The following is a 19,489-nucleotide window of genomic DNA, read 5'->3' on the forward strand; positions in this document are numbered from 1 at the left end:
AAAATAAACTCGAGCTCTATTTTAGCATAATTATCCAAACAAAAAAGAGATTTTGGTAAAATTAACCTTATAGTCATGGAAAAAATTTCTTAACTTCCAATATTCTAGTCTTGTTTACTTGTATGATGTCTTTCAATATTCCAAATAAATGATTCTAAAGAACTAAAAAACAAAAAAACAGATTACCGGTAACCTGTTTTTTAAATTAACATCTTCCATGCAAACTTGTTATCGTGTTTAATATCGACTTCTTTTTCATACAACGCCTGCACATGCTGTTTAATTTGTTTGAGAAACAGCATTACTTCCCCGCTTGATACGGCAGCTGAGTTGAGAGATAACGAATGTTTTTTAGCAATTTTTAATTCCTCGGTTTCCACAGAAATACTCACGTGGCGAAATAAGTGCCAAGGGTAGTAAACTGTTTTAAAAGATTTTGAGAAATAAATTCCTTTAGAACAAACGGTAATCCCTTCGGTTTTTTGAAGAGGATATGTATTTAAATGAGCTACAATTTTTTCTTTTGCAGGTAAATAGAGCCTGTTTCGCATCTCTTTTTCAACTTCTTCACATAGTTGTCCTTCTACCGACAACACATCTTTTGGATCAGGTGTTTGATGAATTTGAAAAGATGAACAAATAGAAGTTAATTCTTTTGAGGATACACACGGATATATATAGTCTTGACACATATATTCATGAGAATGAGTGCGAATAAATTTCTTGATTTTTTTTAATAGAGATACTAGCTTTCTAGCTGAGTAATCGTTTTGATTGACTTGAAATTTCTCCACGTCATTAAAACAGATCATTTCTTCTTTTCGAATGGTAATGGATTGAATATTGGCGAACTCTTCCCATGATATCTTTCCTTTTTTCATTCCTCTGCTTTTCCAGTAAATCCCCTTATTTGTAAAGCAAATTCCCCTTTTATCTAGGCCTGCTATAAAAGAGCTGTGTAAATACGCAATTATTTTTTCTTGGGGCTGAAACTGAAAGTATTTGCTAGCCATTTTTTTGTAGAAACTAGGTATTTGCATTACATAAAATTGACTTTCTCTATAGATTAAGCATAAGTCAGTCAAATAATTAGTTTTCAGCGTCGCCACGCTCTCACTTCCTTTTTGAGTGTAAATAACCGTACCCATTTTTTTCTATTACTTTATAAACGTTTTTTGATGAAAAAAGTTTCAACTTTTTTTGTTTTTTTATGAAAAAGCTTTAAATTGAAGCACCCCTTTCATCTAGGAGGTTATCTAATTACTCACTTATTCAATAATCTTATTTTAAACGTTCCCTACTTAATTAAGAAACTAAACCAGATAATAGCAGTGCTTATCTGGTTTATCCAAATCATCCGTTGTGAACAAAAATAAACCGCAATGCGGTTTGTTTTTTTAAGCTAAATAAGCTTCTTTTATTTAATTCCATAATAATCTCGAATATCTTTGTGAAAAATGTTATTTCTGAAAACGATGAAAAAGCTTACTGTTTATGTACACCTTTTTTTTCGCAATCTTTCATAATAGATTCAATCTCATATACAAAGAGAAGCTGAAAAAATAAAAATATAGTTATTTTCTACAATATACTCTTTGGCTGTATATATAACAAAAAAGCATGTCACCGTGAGGAAACATGCCGTGTAACTATTCAACCTAAAAAAAGGTGCATACTATGCACCTTTTATATGACCCTTTGTTTTCCGATTCTCCCCGAGTTTAACTATTATTTCGTAATGCCTGTGATCCCTCTTCCCCTGTTCGGATCTTAATGGCATTTTTTAATTCATAGATAAATATTTTCCCATCTCCAGGCTGACCTGTATTTAGTACTTTTCTTGCTTTATCAACAACGTCAGATACTGGAACTTCGCACACAACAATTTCTACTTTAATTCGGGCGTGCATATTGTCTTGTTTTTTGATGCCCCTGTAAAGTTCCGTAATGCCTTTTTGCAATCCGCATCCTAACGCATCTGTAACCGTAATACCGCTCACGCCAATTTTTGCTAGTTCTTGCTTAAGCTCTTCAAACTTTGAAGGGCGTGTAATAATTTCAATTTTTGTTAAAACATCACTCACTGTGCCCACCCCTTTTACATATTCGATTCATGATACGCTCTTTCACCGTGCAGCGTAATATCAAGCCCAAGCGTTTCTTCTTCTTGTGTCGCACGCAGAGATACGATTAAGCCAACGACTTTAACAATAATGAAGGTAGCGATGCCGACAAATAGATACGTTGCTACGATAGCCACTAGCTGTTTCCATAGTAGACTTGGATCTCCGTAGAATAAACCATTCGCACCGGCATCATTTACAGAAGTGGTGGCAAATAAACCTGTTGCAATACCTCCCCATGTTCCCCCGATACCGTGGAGACCAAATGCATCTAACGCATCGTCGTAACCGATTTTCTTTTTAAGTGAGAAGATACCCCAGAAACAAACTGCTCCGCCGATAAAACCAATTACAATAGAAGCAAACGGTGTAACGAATCCACAAGCTGGTGTAATAGCTACAAGTCCAGCAATCGCTCCCGAAACGGCTCCAAGCAGCGTAGGCTTTTTATTAATAATCCACTCTACTACAAGCCAGCCGATAATTCCTGTTGCTGCCGCTGTATTCGTGTTAATGAAAGCCGTCATTGCAACGCTGTTAATAGTTAAGGAACTTCCAACGTTAAATCCAAACCACCCGAACCAAATCAGCATTCCGCCTAAAAGAGTTAGCGGTAAATTGTGAGGTGCTGCAGCATCGGCATTTTTTCGTTTTCCAACAACAAGAGCTAGAATTAATCCTGCTACACCTGATGAAATGTGAACGACGTTTCCGCCAGCAAAGTCAATAGCTCCTAGTTCACGAAGCCATCCGCCAACTCCCCAAACCCAGTGTGCAACGGGTGCATATACAAATAATGACCATAGGATAGCAAATAAGATAAATGCTGAAAACTTCATGCGCTCTGCAAAAGCACCAGAGATAATAGCTACTGTTAACACAGCAAATGTTAGTTGAAACATCATAAACATGTTATGCGGGATCGTTGCGCTGTAGTCCCCGTTTGGAGTGAATCCAACACCTTTTAATCCCACCCAGTCCAAGTTTCCAATAAAAGCATTGCCACCGGTCGAAAAAGCTAACGAATAGCCAGCTACTATCCAAAGAACGGATATAACAGCTAAGGAACCTACACTATACATCGCGGTACTTAACATGTTTTTACTTCGAACCATGCCTCCGTAAAACAATGCAATAGCTGGTGTCATAATCCAAACCAATAATGCCGAAAAAAACATAAATACTGAATCGCCCATTTGCATGATGATTTCCCCCTTAAGTACGAATAAATAGCCCCTGAATTTAATGTTAGATTATATAACATCTTTTGTTATGTTTATTATCATATTTGATTTATATGTATTTAGCAACTACTTTTTGCAAATTTATTCAGAAAACTTTTGTTTTTTTATACTCTTTTCTTTTTGTTGTTTATTCTTCTATGTACACATAAGCTAAAATATTGTTTGTGTGTTAGAATTTATGACATAAAAAATCCTCTTCTTGGAGTAGAAGAGGATTTTTCTTTACAAATACATATATACACCTGGTCCTAGAGGAATACCGAATACAGCAAAAACAATCAACATTATAATCCAAATTCCTAGGAAAGCTAAAGTATAAGGAAGCATAAGTGAAATGATGGTTCCAAGTCCTGCTTTCGGCTCGTATTCTTTCATAAAGGCTAAAATGACAATCATGTATGGATTTAAAGGAGTGATTACATTCGTAGACGAATCTGCTATTCGGTAAGCTGCTTGAATAAATCCAGGATTGTATCCTAACAGCATGAATAACGGAATAAAAATAGGTGCTTCTAGTGCCCATTGAGCGGAGCCACTAAAAATAAGAAGGCTTAAAACAACAGTTAAAAATACAAAACCAACTACAACTGGAAGGCCAGTTAGATTTAGTGCTTTTAATGCATCCGCTCCTTCTACTGCAATCCACGTTCCAATATTAGTCCAATTAAAGTAAGCGATAAATTGAGCAGCGGCAAAAATAAGGACAATATAGCTAGCCATATCTTTCATCGAATCAGTCATATAAGCAGGTATATCTCTAGAACTTTTGATTTTCCCTACTGTTATTCCATAAACAGAGCCAACTACCACAAAAAACAGCAGCGTAATCGGAATGATACCATCTAAAAAAGGAGATGGAACAATTCCACCGTCTTCATTTCGTAGAGGAGAGTTGGGCCAAAATAAGAAAACAGCTAGTACAACGATATAAATACATGTAGCAACGATACTGTTTTTTAATCCTTTTGCTTCTACCTCACTGATTTCACCAAAATCATTGCGTTTTTTTCCTTTATAATTACCCAGTCTAGGTTCTACAATCTTTTCAGTAACGATCGCTCCTATAATAGTTAAAACGAATACAGAAGCCGCCATGAAGTACCAGTTCGCTGCAGGACTGACAGCAGCGCTTGGGTCAATTGTTTTAGCAGCTTCAGTAGAAATGCCTGATAACAATCCATCGGTTCCGGATATAATAAGATTCGCTGTAAAGCCTGATCCCACCCCAGCAAATCCTGCTGCTAATCCAGCAAGCGGGTGTCTTCCTACTGTATAAAATATCATTGCGGCAAGCGGAGGCACGATGACAAAAGCAGCATCTGCGGCTAAGTTGGCCATAATTCCTGTAAAAATGATGGCGTATGTAATAAGAGCTTTTGGAGCATTTAAAATCGTTTTCTTTATGGCCACTTCAAGCAGACCTACTTTTTCTGCAAGTCCGACTCCAAGCATCATAGCAAGTACAAGTCCTAGGGGCTTAAATTCAGTGAAATTGGTCAGCATCGATGTTAAGATATACTGAATGCCTTCATGCGACAATAAACTTTTAATTGGAAGAGTCTTATTAGTACCAGGATGGACCACCGTTACTCCCATACTATTAATAGCAACAGATGCTACTACGATAATAAGAGCTAAGCATACAAACAAAATAAAAGGATCAGGTAGTTTGTTTCCGAATGCTTCTACTCTTCCTAATAGTTTGTCTAGAAAGGTTGTTGGATGTGATTTTTGCTCTGTTTGCAAATTAGGTTGTGCCATACTTTCTCTCCTTTTTCTTTTAGATTCTTTTTGGTTTTTTTCCTTTTAATTACCAAAAAAGACTATTAGTACATAATAATCTGAATATTTATATTATTCAAGTATTATTTTTAAGGAATTCTTATTTATCTATTAAAACTAATAGCATTTAGATAAATAGAAAGCCAGAAGAGATCTTTTGAATCGACAATCAAAAATAACAAAAAGCTCTCCGTTTGAAGAGAGCTTTTTGTTATTTCGCTATACTAGATGGAGCAGACTCTTTTCCCGACTCGTTAACAGCTGTTACATAATAACGAGACTGAGATGCGTCGGAGTCAGCAAAGCTTTTTCGCTCAAATTCCGAAACGCTGCCAATATGGACAAATGTTCCCCCTAGGTTCTTTTTATAAATTCGGTAACCAATAATATTGCCTTCTCGTACCGCATACCACGTAAGCAAATTACCGCTCATCTTTACATGTGTAGGAGGTTTTGGTGCAGTTGCTTCACGCTCCAATTCTTTTGCTTGGTCAGCTTTTAATTCTGTATAGACAACTAACCTCTCTTGATGGGTTCCTTCTGCACGGTCAAACGTGCCTGTACACGTAATTAGATTTAAATTACGTTTGTTGCTGTACCCAAAAATTTCGTTTAAAGGTGCCTTATCTCGCGGATAGCTTTTTGTACGTTTAACAACAAAGGTAAGCGTGGTCCCCTGTACATCTCTTACGGTAATTTCATCGTCTTTTTTTAAGTTTTTTAGATTATAAAAGACGGCAGGACCGGTTTTACTGTCTACGTGTCCTGCTAATACAGCATTTCCTTTTCCTCCAATCAACAGCTAGAAGCCACTCTATATATTAAACCTGTGCCATAAAAAATCCGAACGAGTTGGATTCTCTATTAAGAATCTCAGTTCATCGTTCGGATCTTCTTTCAACTAAACTACTTTTGTCTGAGCCTCTTTTTATCTTTACTTATTTAAAAAATTCCACATCACGCCGTTTACTTCTCGTGGCTTTTCATGCTGAGGGGCATGAGATGCTTCAGCTAATCGGTGAACAGATATGTTTGGCACATATTCTTCAATACCATCTAAGTTTTCAGGCATAAAAGTAGGATCTTGATTTCCCCAAATAATTTGTACCGGGATATTTAACACTTCTTCTTCTAACGGAAACAAAGATTTTCTTCGAAGGTCTTCTTCCGTGAAAATCTTTAAATTGCGGTAATAACTTAGCATGGACAGCACAGAGCCATTTTCCCAAGAATTCATGTATGCTTGAACATCATCAGCTGTTAGGTATCCTTTTTTTACACCTGGGTCGATCACAAGCTTACGCAAACCTGAGAAGTTGTCTCGTTCCATATAGTCCTGTGCTTCTTGTTTTTGAAACCATTTCATATACTCACTTGCTTTTTGCTGATTTTTATTTGTTCTAAGCTCACGCATAAATGTATAAGGGTGCGGACCGTTAAAAGCAATTAATTTTTGTACATATTCCGGGTAGCGATAAGCGAATGTCCATCCGATTCCTGCTCCCCAATCGTGTACAACTAGCGTGCAGGAGCTATATCCTAAGCCTTCAATCACTTGGCGAATATCTTCTACTAATACATCAATCTCGTATGATTCTAGTCCGCTTGGCTTTTCAGATAAGTTATATCCTCTTAAATCCAAAGCAACTGTGTGAAAATCATTAGAAAATTCATCTATCTGGTGTCGCCAAATATGCGAAAAGTCAGGAAACCCATGAAGAAATAGCATAAGCTCTCCTTGTCCCTTGCTTATGTAGTGCAAATTGACGCCATTTACGTTTATATACTGTTTGCTCATTGTTCATTTCCTCCTTTATAAGTAGCTGTAGAGCAGTATAACGCTGTAAAAAATGAACGTAAATTCATTTGCTTCGTTCACTTCTTTTTAGTTCTTTTTATGAATATAGTTAATTATTTAGAGTGGATTTTTTTGAAGGAGTGATTAACAATGGCTCATATTTATTCAAAGGGCTGGTTTGTTCAGCAGTTAAAAGCGGCCAATATCTCTAAAATTGATGGAAGAAAGCTAGAAAGTTATAAAACCTACATTCTTCGTAATTTATATGCTGAGCTTATAGAACAAGGTAAAATCAACGGCTAAAAGAGGTTGAGACATAACGAAATGAATCCCATCTAAAGATGAACAAATTGGGTATATGAGCTGAACTGCTTGAGACACCGCAGTTGATTTTCGTGCAGGCCGCTGAGCCTCCTCCTCGCTTGCGCTCCTGCGGGGTCTCACCTGTTCCGTTTTCCCCGCAGGAGTCTTTCGTCTTGCTCTCCAATCAACTGCTAGAAAGATTTACACACATGAAATCTACGTTTGTCCTAACAAAAAAAACGAACCACTAATCAAAAGTTTTGATCAATGGTTCGTTTTACATTTCGTCTAACGTATTTTTGTCCCAGCCTCTTTTTTTTACAGCGATTGCTCAATAAAAGATAGTACGTACTTTACATATTCTTTTTTGTATACGTGATAATTTTGAACGTGTTCTGCTTTCTTAGTTTTCCAGAAGTGAAAAGCATCCGGGTGTGTTTTAGCCATTTTTTCGCTTTCAGTGTAAGGAATTTTTGTATCTCCTGTGCTGTGTATAAATAAAATGGGTCGAGGGTAAATATGCTCGACTGCTTTAATAGGGCTAGCTTCAGCAGGATTTACATCTGCAATAACAGGAAGAATAGCAATTGTTAGCGGTGTAAACGGAAAGTTTGGTAAATGAGACCATACAGATAGATTTTCTTTTAAATAAGAGGTTAAATCACTAAAAGGACTATCCGCTACTACAGCTTTTACGTCTTCATCTTGAGAGGCTGCTAATAAAGAAGTGGCTGCTCCCATTGAAATGCCGTAGAGCACAATTGGCTCTTTTGTTGTTTCTTTCATTTTCTGAATAACGCCTAATAAATCGAGCTGTTCTTTTACACCAATCGTTGTTTGATTCCCTTCTGAGTCTCCGGAATCTCTAAAATCAAACATGACTACTCGATATCCCGCTTTTACAAATTCTTTACTCAGCGGCAGAAAGCCAGCTCCTTGTGCTTCACGGTTATTTCCGTATCCATGTGACATAATGATGGTCGCTTTTGGCTGTTCCGTTGGTTCAATCATCCATCCTTTTAAATGGGTTATTCCGTCTTTGCTCAAAAATACTTGATTGCTATAGTGCATGCCGTAATCACCAGGATTTTTCACAGCAGGATTTTTATCTAGTTTTGTCAGGCTTATGCCCACATAAAGAGAAATTGCCGTACAAAGTACCAAACAAAGAATAACAAAGGATATCAGGCTGATCCATATTGTTTTTTTCTTTTTTCCTGTATTTGTCTGTCGATTTAGAACTGGAGTCAAGCTCGTTCCTCCTTTTTATCTAAGATCATCTTTCCTATTCTTATTGCTGCTTCCCTTTCTCCATTTTAAAGCTAGCCCATCTATTTTATGAATAAAATTCGTTTTATTTTCCACATATTTTTCTGGTTCAAAGCGATAGCGATGCGCTAGTTCTGTTTTCAACGTTTCGTATTCTTTTGCTGCATCAGGGTGAGTACGCAGATAATCTCGAAACCATATATGTCGATTAATTTCTGGGTGGCCTTTTTCATACATATGAACATGATGCGTTCTTTCATTTCCGCCTTTTTGGAAGTATCGTCTTCCTTTTATGCCGTTTTCACCTTTCGCTTCGTAACCAAGCTGTTCCATCCTCTGATTATATGTATCTACCTTTTTTATATCTTTCACTTCAATAAGTAAATCAATAATCGGTTTTGCGCTTAAGCCGGGAACAGCAGTGCTTCCGATATGATGAATCTCTAAAACTTGAGCTGACATTATAGTTATTAAGGCGGCAGCTTCTTTTGTAAATTCCTTTTCCCACGCGATATTATAGGGTGTCAGCTGAATTTTTCTTACAGACTTCATCTTCAATTCCTCCTCTTGCAACGAAAAAACTGCTGATTATAGAATAGCCTATAATCAGCAGTTTTTCATCATTTAACATGTTATTAAGACTATGAAGCGCTTTTATCTAGTAAACGCCTGCTTCGCTAAGTTAATAACCGTCATATCATCCATAGGAGGGTTATGAAGGCCGGCACGCACATCTCTATAATACCTCTGTAGCGGATTACTGCGCTGTAAGCTTCGCGCCCCAACTATGCGCATGGCTTTGTCGACGACCGTACAGGCACTATTGGTCACTACGTGTTTGACAGCTGCTAATTCTCCCGCTAATGCTGATCGATCGCTGGTCTCATCCCATTTGCTTGCCACGCTGTACATAAAGTGACGCGCCTGCATGAGTTCAAGTTCCATCTCTCCTACTAAACGCTGCACATTTGGCAATTCGCTAATCGTTCCTTCAATACTATTAGGAGAATATTCTTTAGCAAATGCAACAGCATAATCTCTTGCTGCGATGGCTGTACCCATGTAGCAAGCTGGTATATGAAGCAGCCAGCCGCTTGGCTCATTCTTTTTAAAGCCACCTAGGCGTTCAACAAGAAAATCGTGTTCAATATCGACATTTTCTAGCACAAGGTCGTGACTTCCTGTCCCACGCATTGCAATCATATCCCATGTTTCTTCTATTGAAAGTCCACTTGTTTCACGAGGAATTAAAAATAAGCCGATCTCTTCTTCTCCTTCGATGCTGGCTTTTACCAAAAAGTAATTTAAGACTGGAGACATTGTAGTAAATGTTTTTCGACCATTGATTTGCCAGCCTTTTTTTGTTTTTACGGCTGTCGTCTCAGGTTTTCCTCCTCGAGTAGGACTTCCTGTCTTCGGTTCAGTAGCAGCGGTGTTAATAAGTGCACCTTTTTCTATTTCTTTAAAAATAAAATCGAGCATTTGTTGATTCCAAGGCTGTTTTTCACGTAAATCCATTGTAATTCCCATATGCCATCCAATACTAAGAGCCGTAGAAGCGTCTCCTTGAGCAATTAATTCTTGAAATAATAAAAAATCATAAAGGCGTAATTCATCTCCGCCATATTTGCTTTCGAGAGAAAGACGTGTATAGCCCGCTTCTTTTAACTCTTGAATATTTTCAAACGGAAACGTACCTTCTTCATCTATTTTAAAAGCTCGTTTCTTAAATTTTTCGACTAGAGGCAGCAGTTTTTCATACGTATCTTTTTGGTTTTTATTTACAAATGAAACACTCATTTGCTTCATCTCCTTTTTATATGACAGAGTGTCCCTATCGGATTAATATATAGTTTTTATCATAGCACATCTCACTCTTACTGTGCATGTTTGGTGTGTTTATCTTTCTCGTTCGGTTTATTATTTTTCCAATTTAATGGTCTTTTTTACCTATACGTTCCATACATTTAATGGAATAAAAAGAAAGGGATGGTGTGAATGAATCAATGTCCAAAATGCGGTGCCAGTGCAAGCAAAGACCAATCATTTTGCAATAACTGCGGCTTTTCTTTCACGGTGTCGCCGGCTGCAGCTAAGCATAAAAAGGGCTGGTATATTGGCGGGGGTATTGCGCTTATACTCATTTTAACTTGTGTATTGTATAACCTGTTCGCTAGCTCAGAAGAAAAAACGGCTGACCGCTTTGTTGAGGCATTAGAATCGAAAGATACAGCTGTGTTAAGAGAGTTATTAGACTCTTCACAGTCTAATATAGTTATCAGTGACACATCTATTCAAGCACTGTTGGATGCAACTTCCGATGGTTCTATTTTAGGTGGCGTTGAAAATGACTTAAAAAATAAAACGAGTGTCTATTTTACAATAAAAGAACAGAAACATTCATTATTCTTCAAAAAACAGTATGTGGTCGTGCCTTCACCTTATTATATCTCCCTCACTACGCCAGAAGATGCAACGATTACAGTTAACGACACAAAACAATCGATATCCAAAAATCAAACGCAAAAAATAGGTCCTTTTATGATTGGAAATTATTCGCTTACGGCTTTTTATGAAAGCTCTTATGGAAAACTTACAGATCAAACTACTGTAAATTTTCATCGGCAAAAAGAAGAAAATATATCTCTTGTATTTAAAGGGGCTTACGTTACAATCTCATCGAATAGAGATGACGCTATTTTATTTATAAACGGAAAAAGCACGGGACTGCAGGTGAATAGCTCATCACAAATAGGTCCTGTTGCCACGGATGGAAGCGTCACTGTTCATGCAGAAGTGCAAAAAGACGGCACCACGTTCAAAAGCAGTCCCTACACTATTCAAAGTGAAGAAAGCATTACGTTGAATATACAAACGCCGCCCGTCGAAAAGGAAAAAACCGTCATAAAAGAACGAGAAGTGATTGTGCCTGGGCCGCGCTCTTATGCTACTTCAAGTTCTTTTATTCTTCCTGGTTCGGATTCTTACAAATTAAGCTATAGTGATATCAGCAGCTTGAGCTCTGGTGAACTAAGGCTAGCTCGGAATGAAATCTATGCGCGACATGGGTATGTATTTAAATCGAAAGATCTTCAAGCCTATTTTTATGGAAAGTCGTGGTATACGCCTGATTCATCATTTAGAGACTCCTACTTATCAAGCGTTGAAAAATATAACGTTGATTTTATCAAATCATATGAATAAAGTGAACTCCCCTTTTACACAGGGGAGTTTTTTGATTGAAGCAAGTGCTTACTCCTACGTTTTAACTTACCATGATTCCTGTACACGTTACTAAATTTCTTATAGCCTTCTTCATTCTTTTCACTGTAAAATATAAAATAGATGTACATAAACTTAATACACGCATAAGGAGAGATGGAGAATGAATGGAATTGGACGACTTCCACAAAAGCTTAATGGACATTTGATTTTAGAAAATATTCAAGAAACCATGATCATTGCGGATAAAGACCATCGTGTGCAGTGGATGAATGCAAGAGCAATTGAAACACTCCAAGCAGTACTCCCAATCTACCAGTTATCTCACACTGAGGAGTTAATTGGAAAGCATATGGACTTCTTTCATTCCAATTCTGAAGAAGTAAAAAAATTACTCACCTCTCTTCATACCACTTACCGGACGCGTATAACGATTGGAACTCAATACGTAGCAGAAGCCGTGATTCACCCCATTGACACAAAAGACGGTGAGCGTTATGGCTACTTGCTTATGTTATTAGACTTTACTGATCAAGCAGAAGCAGAGCTTGAAAAAGAACAGTTAATTGAGGACTTATCTACCCCTTTATTAAAGATATGGGACGAGGTTTTAGCTGTGCCCATTACCGGTAAGATGAATATAGAACGTGGAAAGAAGCTGACTGAAACGGTGTTAGAGGCAGTTGTAAAAGAACAGGCGCGCCATGTGCTTATTGATTTGTCTTCCCTTCATTCGTTAGACGAAGAACACGGTTATTATATTAACACTCTTCATGATGCCTTGCGGTTGATTGGTACCACTTGCCTTATTGTTGGTCTGTCTTCAAAAATGGCTCTTTCGCTTGTAGACTCTCAGTTTAATTGGCAGACATTTTCCACTGTTCAACAAAGCATCTCTTACATTTTAGAAAAAAAGAATTATCGTATTGCACCCATTTCATAAGCCCATCATATCATTAAGTAATCCTCTCTCAATCGCTTTTTCCTTCAACCGGAAAAGGCGATTTTAGTTATGAGGAATTGTGAACGTTTAGGCACTTATCATCATAGGATACATTAATCAACCATAGAAAAGGGTGAGAGCGTATGCCAAGTGTTATTAACATTTATAATTTAAAGATCAACAGTATCTCAAGCAACGGTTCTGTCAACATTGGCGAAGCACTCCATAACAGTCACACGGCTCATTCAAAATCCACTGGTACGAACTCTTCTTATGGCGATGTCTCACCTGCTTCCTCGAAAATGCGGAACATTTATATCGATCCTGATACAAATGACCAAACAGATATTGCAAACGTTGATCATGCCAATGGTTATCAGCAGTGATATAGGGCAATGCTTGTCAACAGTATGACGACAAACGGTGAATACATTCTCTCTTAAAGCGATAGTTAGAGCGGAATGAATAAAAACAGTAAGGAGTCTCTTTATGCCTCTTCAAATTAACGTTTTTAATATCGTACCAAATGGTGTCACGCAAAACGCAAATATTGATTTTGGTTCCACCATTCAAAACAGTCACACGGCGAACTCAAAGTTTAACGGCGCAAATTTTTCTTTAGGTAACTTCTCTCCTACTTGCTCTCAAATGAATACGGGCGTGTTAGATCCTGATGTAAGTGATTAAGATCAAATTGCAAACCCTTCAGCTCCAATTGGAAATCAAATTTAGCTTTGACAATTCAGTCATGTTACTTAGCACACTACAAGGAGGTGGATAAATATGTTTCCATTTGGAAAGTCTCCTTTTAAAGGAATGATGGAAAATATCCCAAAAGGAATGGCATCTAAAGACATGAATAAATATATTCAGCAAATGATTTCTTCTACGATGTCCCATTCTTTTCCGGATTTTATGCAAGGAAACGAATTCTTTAAGCAAGCCCAAGACATGATGAAAGAACAGCAGGATGTGGGAAATGAAGGTCATGGACAACAGCTAAGAAGGTTTGATTCAAACGTCATCAATACATTAGACGAATGCATTGTTCAGTTAAAAATCCCTAACCGTGATATTGTATCAAGCATTAAAGTCTATCATACTCCATACGTGTGCACGATTGAAGGAATAGATGGAGAAGAATCCTTCAAAGAAGAAATTCAGCTTCCTTGTTCAGTTCGCAAAAAAGGTACGCGCGCCGTATATCGTTCCGGGGTGTTGGAAATCCGGATGCCTAAACATGTTAATATTCCTATGTCTCAAATAGACGTCCACGATTTAGATTAAAGTGGACGTTTTTTTCTGTTTTCATGCATACATATAAAATAGAAAGCGGCAAAAGGCCTTGTTTTATTTTTTTAAAGAAGGTGACAAATATGAATCATGGAAAGTTTAAAAAGTGGGCAGAAACGTTACAAGAAGAAAACCATACAAAATTTTGGGAAAAGATTTTTGACGATGATCCTGAAGAAAAGAATGATACGGAAGCAGATGCTTCTCCTCAGATTGTAAATGAGTATCGAGACTATCCTTTAATTGATGTATACGAATGGGCAAATCAACTGTTAGTTGTGATTGAAATACCCGGTGCTAAACGAACAGATGTTGAATTGACCATGCACGAAAATACTTTACACATATCCGGTTCATCTCTTTTAACGATGAAGGATGCAAATGTTCTTCACAAAGAAAGACGTGAAGGGACGTTTCAACGATCAATTATCCTTCCACCTGCTGTAGGTGAAGCGCCGTGTCACGCATCATTTAAAGATGGTCTTTTGCATGTGAAATTTGATTTGTAATTTATTGTGCAGAACTATACGTAGCATGAAAGGCAGGGAATTTCATGTTTTCTAAGTGGTTTAAACAATCGCCTAAAATTGAAACAGTCCGCAAAATAAATCCGTCTTCCCTTCCAACCCAAAAAAAAGTGAGTCCCATAGACCAAAGTTCTAATCAAAAGCGGAAAGAATTACCCCAAAAGATGAAAACTAAAAAACATTCTAATCTAAAGAGCCCTTCTCAGCAGCCAAAGAAGTTGCCTAGCAAAATGGAGCCTAAGACCTCTGCTGAAGCTGAATTCACAAAACCTACTCTTTCGTCAGATTCAGCGCTGAACCTGCAGGGAATTATTGATCAAGTGACGCGTTTAACCGACGCGATCCCTAAAATAGAAGAGCTTCATCAGCAATTACATGAATCAGCTCACCTTATTCAATCACTGTCTCAACTGCACGAGCAAACAGCTCATTTACTCTCGGCTATGCAGTCAGCTCCTAATTTCGAAGCTATTCAAAATCAGCTCTCTGCGTTAAAGGAAGAATCGTCCAATACAGCCTTATATGAGATGGTGAAAACTCTTGACAAAAAGATTGATGAAGTAACTCAGCCAAAGCAGTCCATTGTTGTTGAAAAAATCATGGTCGAAAAAGTACTGTTAGACAAAATTGATCTTAGTAATAATTTCGGACAGCTAGGCATTAAAGATCTGACCGGCCACTTAAACATCGGCACCACTTACAGCGCTGACTCTGATCAAGTAGATGAAGAAGTCAAAGACTTGTTTTCTGTTAAGCTGAAAGAAAAAAAGATTGATGAACATACAACTGAGACAACGATGAGTTCAGGAGGTGAAACAGAAAAGTCTGACGATCACTCCGAAGAATAAAAAATGACCGCTACTGCTTACTTAAAGCAATTGTCGGTCATTTTTGTTTCCATAAATAGTTGTAATTCTTTTTGGAGGCGTTCCATTAAGAACTCTGAAATTTCTTCTTGATTTTCTTCTTTATGATGAGATGATGCTACAGCAATACGTCCTGTTTTCCCTAAGAAAGCCCGGTACTCAATTACCTTCATCGCAGCATGAAGTAAGTTCGCGTCCGAAAGCGGTGTATTTGTTAGTAGAACAATATTCATTTCATTCTCTTTTTGTCCATGTGTCAGCACAGCCAGCCACGAGTAACCTTTATCGTCTTTTAAGCGAACTTCATGACTGGATAAAGACGCAGATTTCCACGCCACGTTAGCACTGCTTTGCTGTTGAACAATTTCTTGACACCAGTCTAGACCTGTTTCATTTGAACCAAGCGAAAGAGTTCTCAGAGGACGAACAAATGATAAAGACAACAGGCCGGGTTCCTTTTGTAACTGATACAACTCATGGAAGTCCGTCTCTGGATATTGATGCGGAGGCACAAAAGCAATTTGCCGCTTGTTCACAGCGGGATGGTGAAATACATGCAAATCAACGCCATATACTCTTTTTAACGTAGCTGCATCATGGAAAATGGCATCCATCCCCGTTTCTTCTACTCTTCCATCCTTCAGTAACACGGCATTATCTGCAAACAGCGAGGCGATGTTGAGATCATGCAAAATGGCCAGGACCGTTAAGCTCATTTCTTGCTGTAACGTTTTTAACAGCTGAAGCAGTTCCATCGTATGTTTTACATCTAAGTGATTCGTTGGTTCATCAAGAAGTAAGTAGTCAGGTTCTTGCGCCAGTGCTTTAGCCAGTAAAACCCGCTGTTTTTCTCCACCGCTCAGCGATTGAAAAGTATGATTTCTATAGTGCCAAACGTTTGTTAATTTCAGCACGCTTTCCACCACTTCTTCATCCTGTGCTGATACAGTGCTAAACAATCCTTTTGCCTGATAAGGGTAACGTCCAAGTGAAACAATTTCTTGAACCGTAAATTCTAGCCCAATTTGATTTTCTTGCGTCATGACTGCAACTTTTTGCGCCAGCTGCTTTGGTGAATAAGCCTTCACTGACTTTCCTTCTACCTTCACTTCTCCTGATTGAATGGTTAATACATTCATAATCAAGCGAATAAGCGTTGTTTTCCCGCTTCCATTTGGTCCTAGTAAAGCGACAAAAGAACCTTTGTCTACGGTGAACGTGATGTCACGAACGGTCGGCTGCTGCTTATCGTATCCTCCTGTCACATTATATAGTTCAATCATGATATTCCTCTTTTCCGCATACGTTCTTTTACAAGGAGCAGGGTAAAAATCGGCGAACCAATTAAGGCGGTTACGACTCCAATCGGCAGTTCACGAGGTTCTAATATCGTTCGTGCCAATAAATCTGCTAAAACCAAATAACTTCCTCCGATTAAAATAGAAAGCGGCAGTACATGCTTATGATTAGCTCCCGCTACGAGACGCACTACGTGGGGAATAACTAAGCCAACAAATCCAATTGCCCCAGATACTGATACCGCAGCCCCTGTTAATACGGATGCACCTATTAAAATCATTCTTTTTTTCTTCTTTACGTCTATTCCCATAAACTGAGCGGATTGATCGCCAAATGCTAAGCCGTTCAGCTCTTTAACATGTAACAGCAGTATAATCGTACCGACTAAAAAGAACGGCCCTAAAATTTGAATATGAGACCATCCTCTCATTGATACGCTTCCCATTAGCCAGTATAAAACCTGTCTTACATCTTCTTCAGGAGAAAGAGCTACAATTAATGAAATAAGCGCGCTCATAAAGGATGATAAAATAATCCCTGCTAAGATGATGGTTTCATTGGCCAAATTGCCGCTTGCGAGTTTCGTAATACCAAAAACTAAAAGAAGAGTAATAAAACCAGATACAATGCCGACTACAGGCAGTGTGAAGATAGACAAACCAAAAATACTCCAATGAAAATAAATTGCCATGACAGAGCCAAGGGTTGCACCTGAGGAAACCCCGATCGTATAAGGATCAGCAAGCGAGTTTCTTAATAGCCCTTGAAAGGCAGCCCCTGCTATTGAAAGCGAAGCTCCTACTAAAAATGCCACCAGTACTCTTGGAAAACGAATTTGCCAAATGATTAAATCCATGTTTTCCGGACCGTGATATAAGGATAGCCCGGTAAGGTGGCCAATAATAATTTTGATTGTATCTCCTACGGTTAACGAAACTGTACCAATAAATACGCCCATAATTACCGAAGTACATACAATAAATAAACTGACTATGTATAAAATAGATGCTTTGTTTAAAAAAATACGTTTAAAAATCAATACGTTCAGCTCCTCTAGGAAACGAGGCGTGATGTTTTACATTACATTAACCATTCATTTTCCTGTCCATAAACCATGTTTCCATCCTACATAGTATTGGAAACAATCATCTTTTATTTGTTACGAGTGCTAGACTGTTGAACTAGGCAACGTAGAATAGCGTACTAAAGTTCCCGGTGAAAAAACAAGCGAAAACCTCTACAAGCTACACTTTTTGTGCTTGCTCGGGGCTTTTATAGTTGTCAATTAAATGATAAAGCTTTTCCATATCTACAGCTTCTCTCACATATGCTGCTGCTTTTGAAAAAGACTCCTCTTTTTGCAGGCGACTGTTGAATGTGTCCGTAATAGGCGGCAATTTTTTATGTTTACGAATTTGATTAAGCAAAGCCCTGCGCAAAGCATCGTTATGAAACACATCATGAACATACGTGCCAACAACGTTGTCTTTAACCGTTCCTTCTTTTTCATGCTCTACCACTGCAAAAGCTTCCGTGGTACTCTTAGAAACCGTCTTTCCCATATGAATTTCGTAGCCTTCAATCGAAACTCTTTCACTTTCTAGCTGGACATACCCAGCAACTCTTTCTGTTTTTTTGCTGGTTGTCATAACGGTTTCCACTGGAAGCAAGCCCAGCCCTTTAATGGATTCAATCCGAGATTCTACTGCATCAGGGTCTGTAATTGTCTCCCCTAGCATTTGATATCCTCCGCAGATGCCAATGACGTGAACGTTCGTTGTGTTCAAGACTTGATTAATGGCTAGAGCCAGGCCGCTTTCTTGTAAAAACTGCGCATCTTCAATCGTATTTTTGCTTCCTGGTAAAACAATTAAATCAGGCGTACCTAATTGCGACGGCTTGGTTACAAGCCTCACGTGACAGTCTTCTTCTAAGCTTAAAGGATCGATGTCTGTAAAATTTGAGATGCGAGGATACGAGATAACCGCAATATCGATTTCTTTTAACGGGTTCACAAGCGTTGAGTAATTTCTGAGTGATAACGAATCTTCAGCGTCAATTTCCACGTCATGCATATAAGGAATCACTCCTAGTACCGGAACTCCCGTGTATTCTTCAAACCACTTCAACCCCGGTTTTAAAAGCTCTAAGTCTCCTCGGAATTTATTGATTAACACCCCAATTACTCTAGGTTTATGTTCATCTGGGAGCAATTGAAGAGTACCCACTAAACTCGCAAAAACCCCTCCTTTATCAATGTCTCCTACTAACACAACAGGGGCTTGGGCTATCTTTGCTACGCGCATATTTACCAGTTCCCGATCGTTCAAATTCACTTCAGCAGGACTTCCAGCACCTTCAATCACAATTCGATCATAATGATTGGCAAGCTCTTTATAAGACTCCGTGATAACGTTCAAACCTTCATTAAAAAATTCTTGCCGATACTGAAAAGCAAACATATTACGAAGCGGCTTTCCATGAACGACAATTTGAGATTCATGATCACGAGTTGGTTTAATCAAAATAGGATTCATATTGGTTGTTGCTTCGACTCCAGCCGCTTCTGCTTGAATTCCTTGCGCTCTTCCAATTTCTTTTCCATCCATTGTAATGTATGAATTAAGCGCCATATTTTGCGATTTAAACGGTGCAGTTTGATAGCCGTCTTCTTTAAAAATACGGCAAAACGCTGTAGCAATCATGCTTTTTCCAGCGTCTGAGTGCGTTCCTTGAATCATAAGAGGTTTTCCTTTTTTCACTTTTTCCACTCCCTATCACATAAAAAAACCTTAACTGTAAAAGTCAAGGTTTGGTCAT

General features: G+C 38.2%; 20 protein-coding genes. 8 read left to right on the forward strand and 12 right to left on the reverse strand.

From position 1 onward, the window contains the following. Nucleotides 1-200: 200 nt before the first annotated feature. The 6 genes from SB717_RS15865 to SB717_RS15890 form a co-directional block, all read right to left on the reverse strand. Nucleotides 201-1,109 carry a hypothetical protein gene (locus tag SB717_RS15865; RefSeq protein WP_074680388.1) on the reverse strand — a complete coding sequence of 303 codons (909 nt, stop codon included), beginning with the start codon at nt 1,107-1,109 and terminating at the stop codon, nt 201-203. Nucleotides 1,110-1,721: 612 nt separating this feature from the next. Then, on the reverse strand, nt 1,722-2,084 hold the full coding sequence (locus SB717_RS15870; protein WP_410904182.1) for a P-II family nitrogen regulator: 363 nt from the start codon (nt 2,082-2,084) through the stop codon (nt 1,722-1,724). 14 nt (nt 2,085-2,098) lie between these two features. Further along, nucleotides 2,099-3,325 carry an ammonium transporter gene (locus SB717_RS15875; RefSeq protein WP_013057612.1) on the reverse strand — a complete coding sequence of 409 codons (1,227 nt, stop codon included), beginning with the start codon at nt 3,323-3,325 and terminating at the stop codon, nt 2,099-2,101. A gap of 264 nt (nt 3,326-3,589) precedes the next feature. After that, entirely contained in the window at nt 3,590-5,128 is a 1,539-nt protein-coding gene (locus tag SB717_RS15880) for an AbgT family transporter (RefSeq protein ID WP_410904183.1), read from the reverse strand. A 232-nt stretch (nt 5,129-5,360) separates the two neighbouring features. Continuing rightward, nucleotides 5,361-5,948, reverse strand: coding sequence for a class F sortase (locus tag SB717_RS15885; RefSeq protein ID WP_410904184.1), 588 nt, complete (start codon nt 5,946-5,948; stop codon nt 5,361-5,363). Between the two features lie 135 nt (nt 5,949-6,083). Then, on the reverse strand, nt 6,084-6,947 hold the full coding sequence (locus SB717_RS15890) for an alpha/beta fold hydrolase (RefSeq protein WP_410904185.1): 864 nt from the start codon (nt 6,945-6,947) through the stop codon (nt 6,084-6,086). A 150-nt stretch (nt 6,948-7,097) separates the two neighbouring features. Here SB717_RS15890 and SB717_RS15895 point away from each other — a divergent pair, with 150 nt between their 5' ends. Then, nucleotides 7,098-7,250 carry a YflJ family protein gene (locus tag SB717_RS15895; RefSeq protein ID WP_013057618.1) on the forward strand — a complete coding sequence of 51 codons (153 nt, stop codon included), beginning with the start codon at nt 7,098-7,100 and terminating at the stop codon, nt 7,248-7,250. 318 nt (nt 7,251-7,568) lie between these two features. Here SB717_RS15895 and SB717_RS15900 read toward each other — a convergent pair whose 3' ends face one another. From SB717_RS15900 to SB717_RS15910, 3 genes are all read right to left on the reverse strand, one after another. Continuing rightward, on the reverse strand, nt 7,569-8,501 hold the full coding sequence (locus SB717_RS15900; protein ID WP_410904186.1) for an alpha/beta hydrolase: 933 nt from the start codon (nt 8,499-8,501) through the stop codon (nt 7,569-7,571). A 15-nt stretch (nt 8,502-8,516) separates the two neighbouring features. After that, on the reverse strand, nt 8,517-9,071 hold the full coding sequence (locus SB717_RS15905) for a GrpB family protein (RefSeq protein WP_074680376.1): 555 nt from the start codon (nt 9,069-9,071) through the stop codon (nt 8,517-8,519). Between the two features lie 102 nt (nt 9,072-9,173). After that, on the reverse strand, nt 9,174-10,319 hold the full coding sequence (locus SB717_RS15910; RefSeq protein ID WP_074680374.1) for an acyl-CoA dehydrogenase family protein: 1,146 nt from the start codon (nt 10,317-10,319) through the stop codon (nt 9,174-9,176). A gap of 198 nt (nt 10,320-10,517) precedes the next feature. On the opposite strand from SB717_RS15910, the gene SB717_RS15915 reads away from it, so the two are divergent. The 7 genes from SB717_RS15915 (at nt 10,518) to SB717_RS15945 (ending at nt 15,352) form a co-directional block, all read left to right on the forward strand. After that, entirely contained in the window at nt 10,518-11,723 is a 1,206-nt protein-coding gene (locus SB717_RS15915; protein ID WP_410904187.1) for a TcaA 3rd/4th domain-containing protein, read from the forward strand. Nucleotides 11,724-11,904: 181 nt separating this feature from the next. After that, nucleotides 11,905-12,684, forward strand: coding sequence for an STAS domain-containing protein (locus tag SB717_RS15920; protein ID WP_074680370.1), 780 nt, complete (start codon nt 11,905-11,907; stop codon nt 12,682-12,684). 143 nt (nt 12,685-12,827) lie between these two features. Next, entirely contained in the window at nt 12,828-13,070 is a 243-nt protein-coding gene (locus SB717_RS15925; protein WP_074680368.1) for a spore germination protein, read from the forward strand. A 103-nt stretch (nt 13,071-13,173) separates the two neighbouring features. Continuing rightward, a complete protein-coding gene (locus SB717_RS15930) occupies nt 13,174-13,371 on the forward strand; it encodes a spore germination protein (protein ID WP_074680366.1) in 198 nt (65 codons plus the stop codon). 96 nt (nt 13,372-13,467) lie between these two features. Next, complete coding sequence (locus SB717_RS15935) at nt 13,468-13,971, forward strand: Hsp20/alpha crystallin family protein (protein ID WP_028412845.1); 504 nt, start codon at nt 13,468-13,470, stop codon at nt 13,969-13,971. A gap of 89 nt (nt 13,972-14,060) precedes the next feature. After that, on the forward strand, nt 14,061-14,486 hold the full coding sequence (locus tag SB717_RS15940) for an Hsp20/alpha crystallin family protein (protein WP_028412844.1): 426 nt from the start codon (nt 14,061-14,063) through the stop codon (nt 14,484-14,486). Nucleotides 14,487-14,668: 182 nt separating this feature from the next. Then, a complete protein-coding gene (locus SB717_RS15945) occupies nt 14,669-15,352 on the forward strand; it encodes a hypothetical protein (protein ID WP_410904188.1) in 684 nt (227 codons plus the stop codon). Between the two features lie 17 nt (nt 15,353-15,369). Here SB717_RS15945 and SB717_RS15950 read toward each other — a convergent pair whose 3' ends face one another. The 3 genes from SB717_RS15950 to SB717_RS15960 form a co-directional block, all read right to left on the reverse strand. After that, a complete protein-coding gene (locus SB717_RS15950; RefSeq protein WP_410904189.1) occupies nt 15,370-16,653 on the reverse strand; it encodes an ABC transporter ATP-binding protein in 1,284 nt (427 codons plus the stop codon). Continuing rightward, complete coding sequence (locus SB717_RS15955; protein ID WP_410904190.1) at nt 16,650-17,708, reverse strand: FecCD family ABC transporter permease; 1,059 nt, start codon at nt 17,706-17,708, stop codon at nt 16,650-16,652. The genes SB717_RS15950 and SB717_RS15955 overlap by 4 nt, the downstream gene beginning before the upstream one ends. Before the next feature lie 205 nt (nt 17,709-17,913). Further along, complete coding sequence (locus SB717_RS15960) at nt 17,914-19,440, reverse strand: cobyric acid synthase (protein WP_074680358.1); 1,527 nt, start codon at nt 19,438-19,440, stop codon at nt 17,914-17,916. Between the last annotated feature and the right edge of the window lie 49 nt (nt 19,441-19,489).

The organism is Priestia sp. SIMBA_032, assembly GCF_046535215.1.
In the GTDB taxonomy this organism is placed as follows: Bacteria; Bacillota; Bacilli; order Bacillales; family Bacillaceae_H; genus Priestia; species Priestia aryabhattai.

Coding starts and splice junctions, on each gene's coding strand:
- SB717_RS15875 (WP_013057612.1), bottom strand. CDS start 3,325: ATGCAAATGGGCGATTCAGTATTTATGTTTTTTTCGGCATTATTGGTT.
- SB717_RS15880 (WP_410904183.1), bottom strand. CDS start 5,128: ATGGCACAACCTAATTTGCAAACAGAGCAAAAATCACATCCAACAACC.
- SB717_RS15890 (WP_410904185.1), bottom strand. CDS start 6,947: ATGAGCAAACAGTATATAAACGTAAATGGCGTCAATTTGCACTACATA.
- SB717_RS15895 (WP_013057618.1), top strand. CDS start 7,098: ATGGCTCATATTTATTCAAAGGGCTGGTTTGTTCAGCAGTTAAAAGCG.
- SB717_RS15905 (WP_074680376.1), bottom strand. CDS start 9,071: ATGAAGTCTGTAAGAAAAATTCAGCTGACACCCTATAATATCGCGTGG.
- SB717_RS15910 (WP_074680374.1), bottom strand. CDS start 10,319: ATGAGTGTTTCATTTGTAAATAAAAACCAAAAAGATACGTATGAAAAA.
- SB717_RS15915 (WP_410904187.1), top strand. CDS start 10,518: ATGAATCAATGTCCAAAATGCGGTGCCAGTGCAAGCAAAGACCAATCA.
- SB717_RS15920 (WP_074680370.1), top strand. CDS start 11,905: ATGAATGGAATTGGACGACTTCCACAAAAGCTTAATGGACATTTGATT.
- SB717_RS15925 (WP_074680368.1), top strand. CDS start 12,828: ATGCCAAGTGTTATTAACATTTATAATTTAAAGATCAACAGTATCTCA.
- SB717_RS15930 (WP_074680366.1), top strand. CDS start 13,174: ATGCCTCTTCAAATTAACGTTTTTAATATCGTACCAAATGGTGTCACG.
- SB717_RS15935 (WP_028412845.1), top strand. CDS start 13,468: ATGTTTCCATTTGGAAAGTCTCCTTTTAAAGGAATGATGGAAAATATC.
- SB717_RS15940 (WP_028412844.1), top strand. CDS start 14,061: ATGAATCATGGAAAGTTTAAAAAGTGGGCAGAAACGTTACAAGAAGAA.
- SB717_RS15945 (WP_410904188.1), top strand. CDS start 14,669: ATGAAAACTAAAAAACATTCTAATCTAAAGAGCCCTTCTCAGCAGCCA.
- SB717_RS15950 (WP_410904189.1), bottom strand. CDS start 16,653: ATGATTGAACTATATAATGTGACAGGAGGATACGATAAGCAGCAGCCG.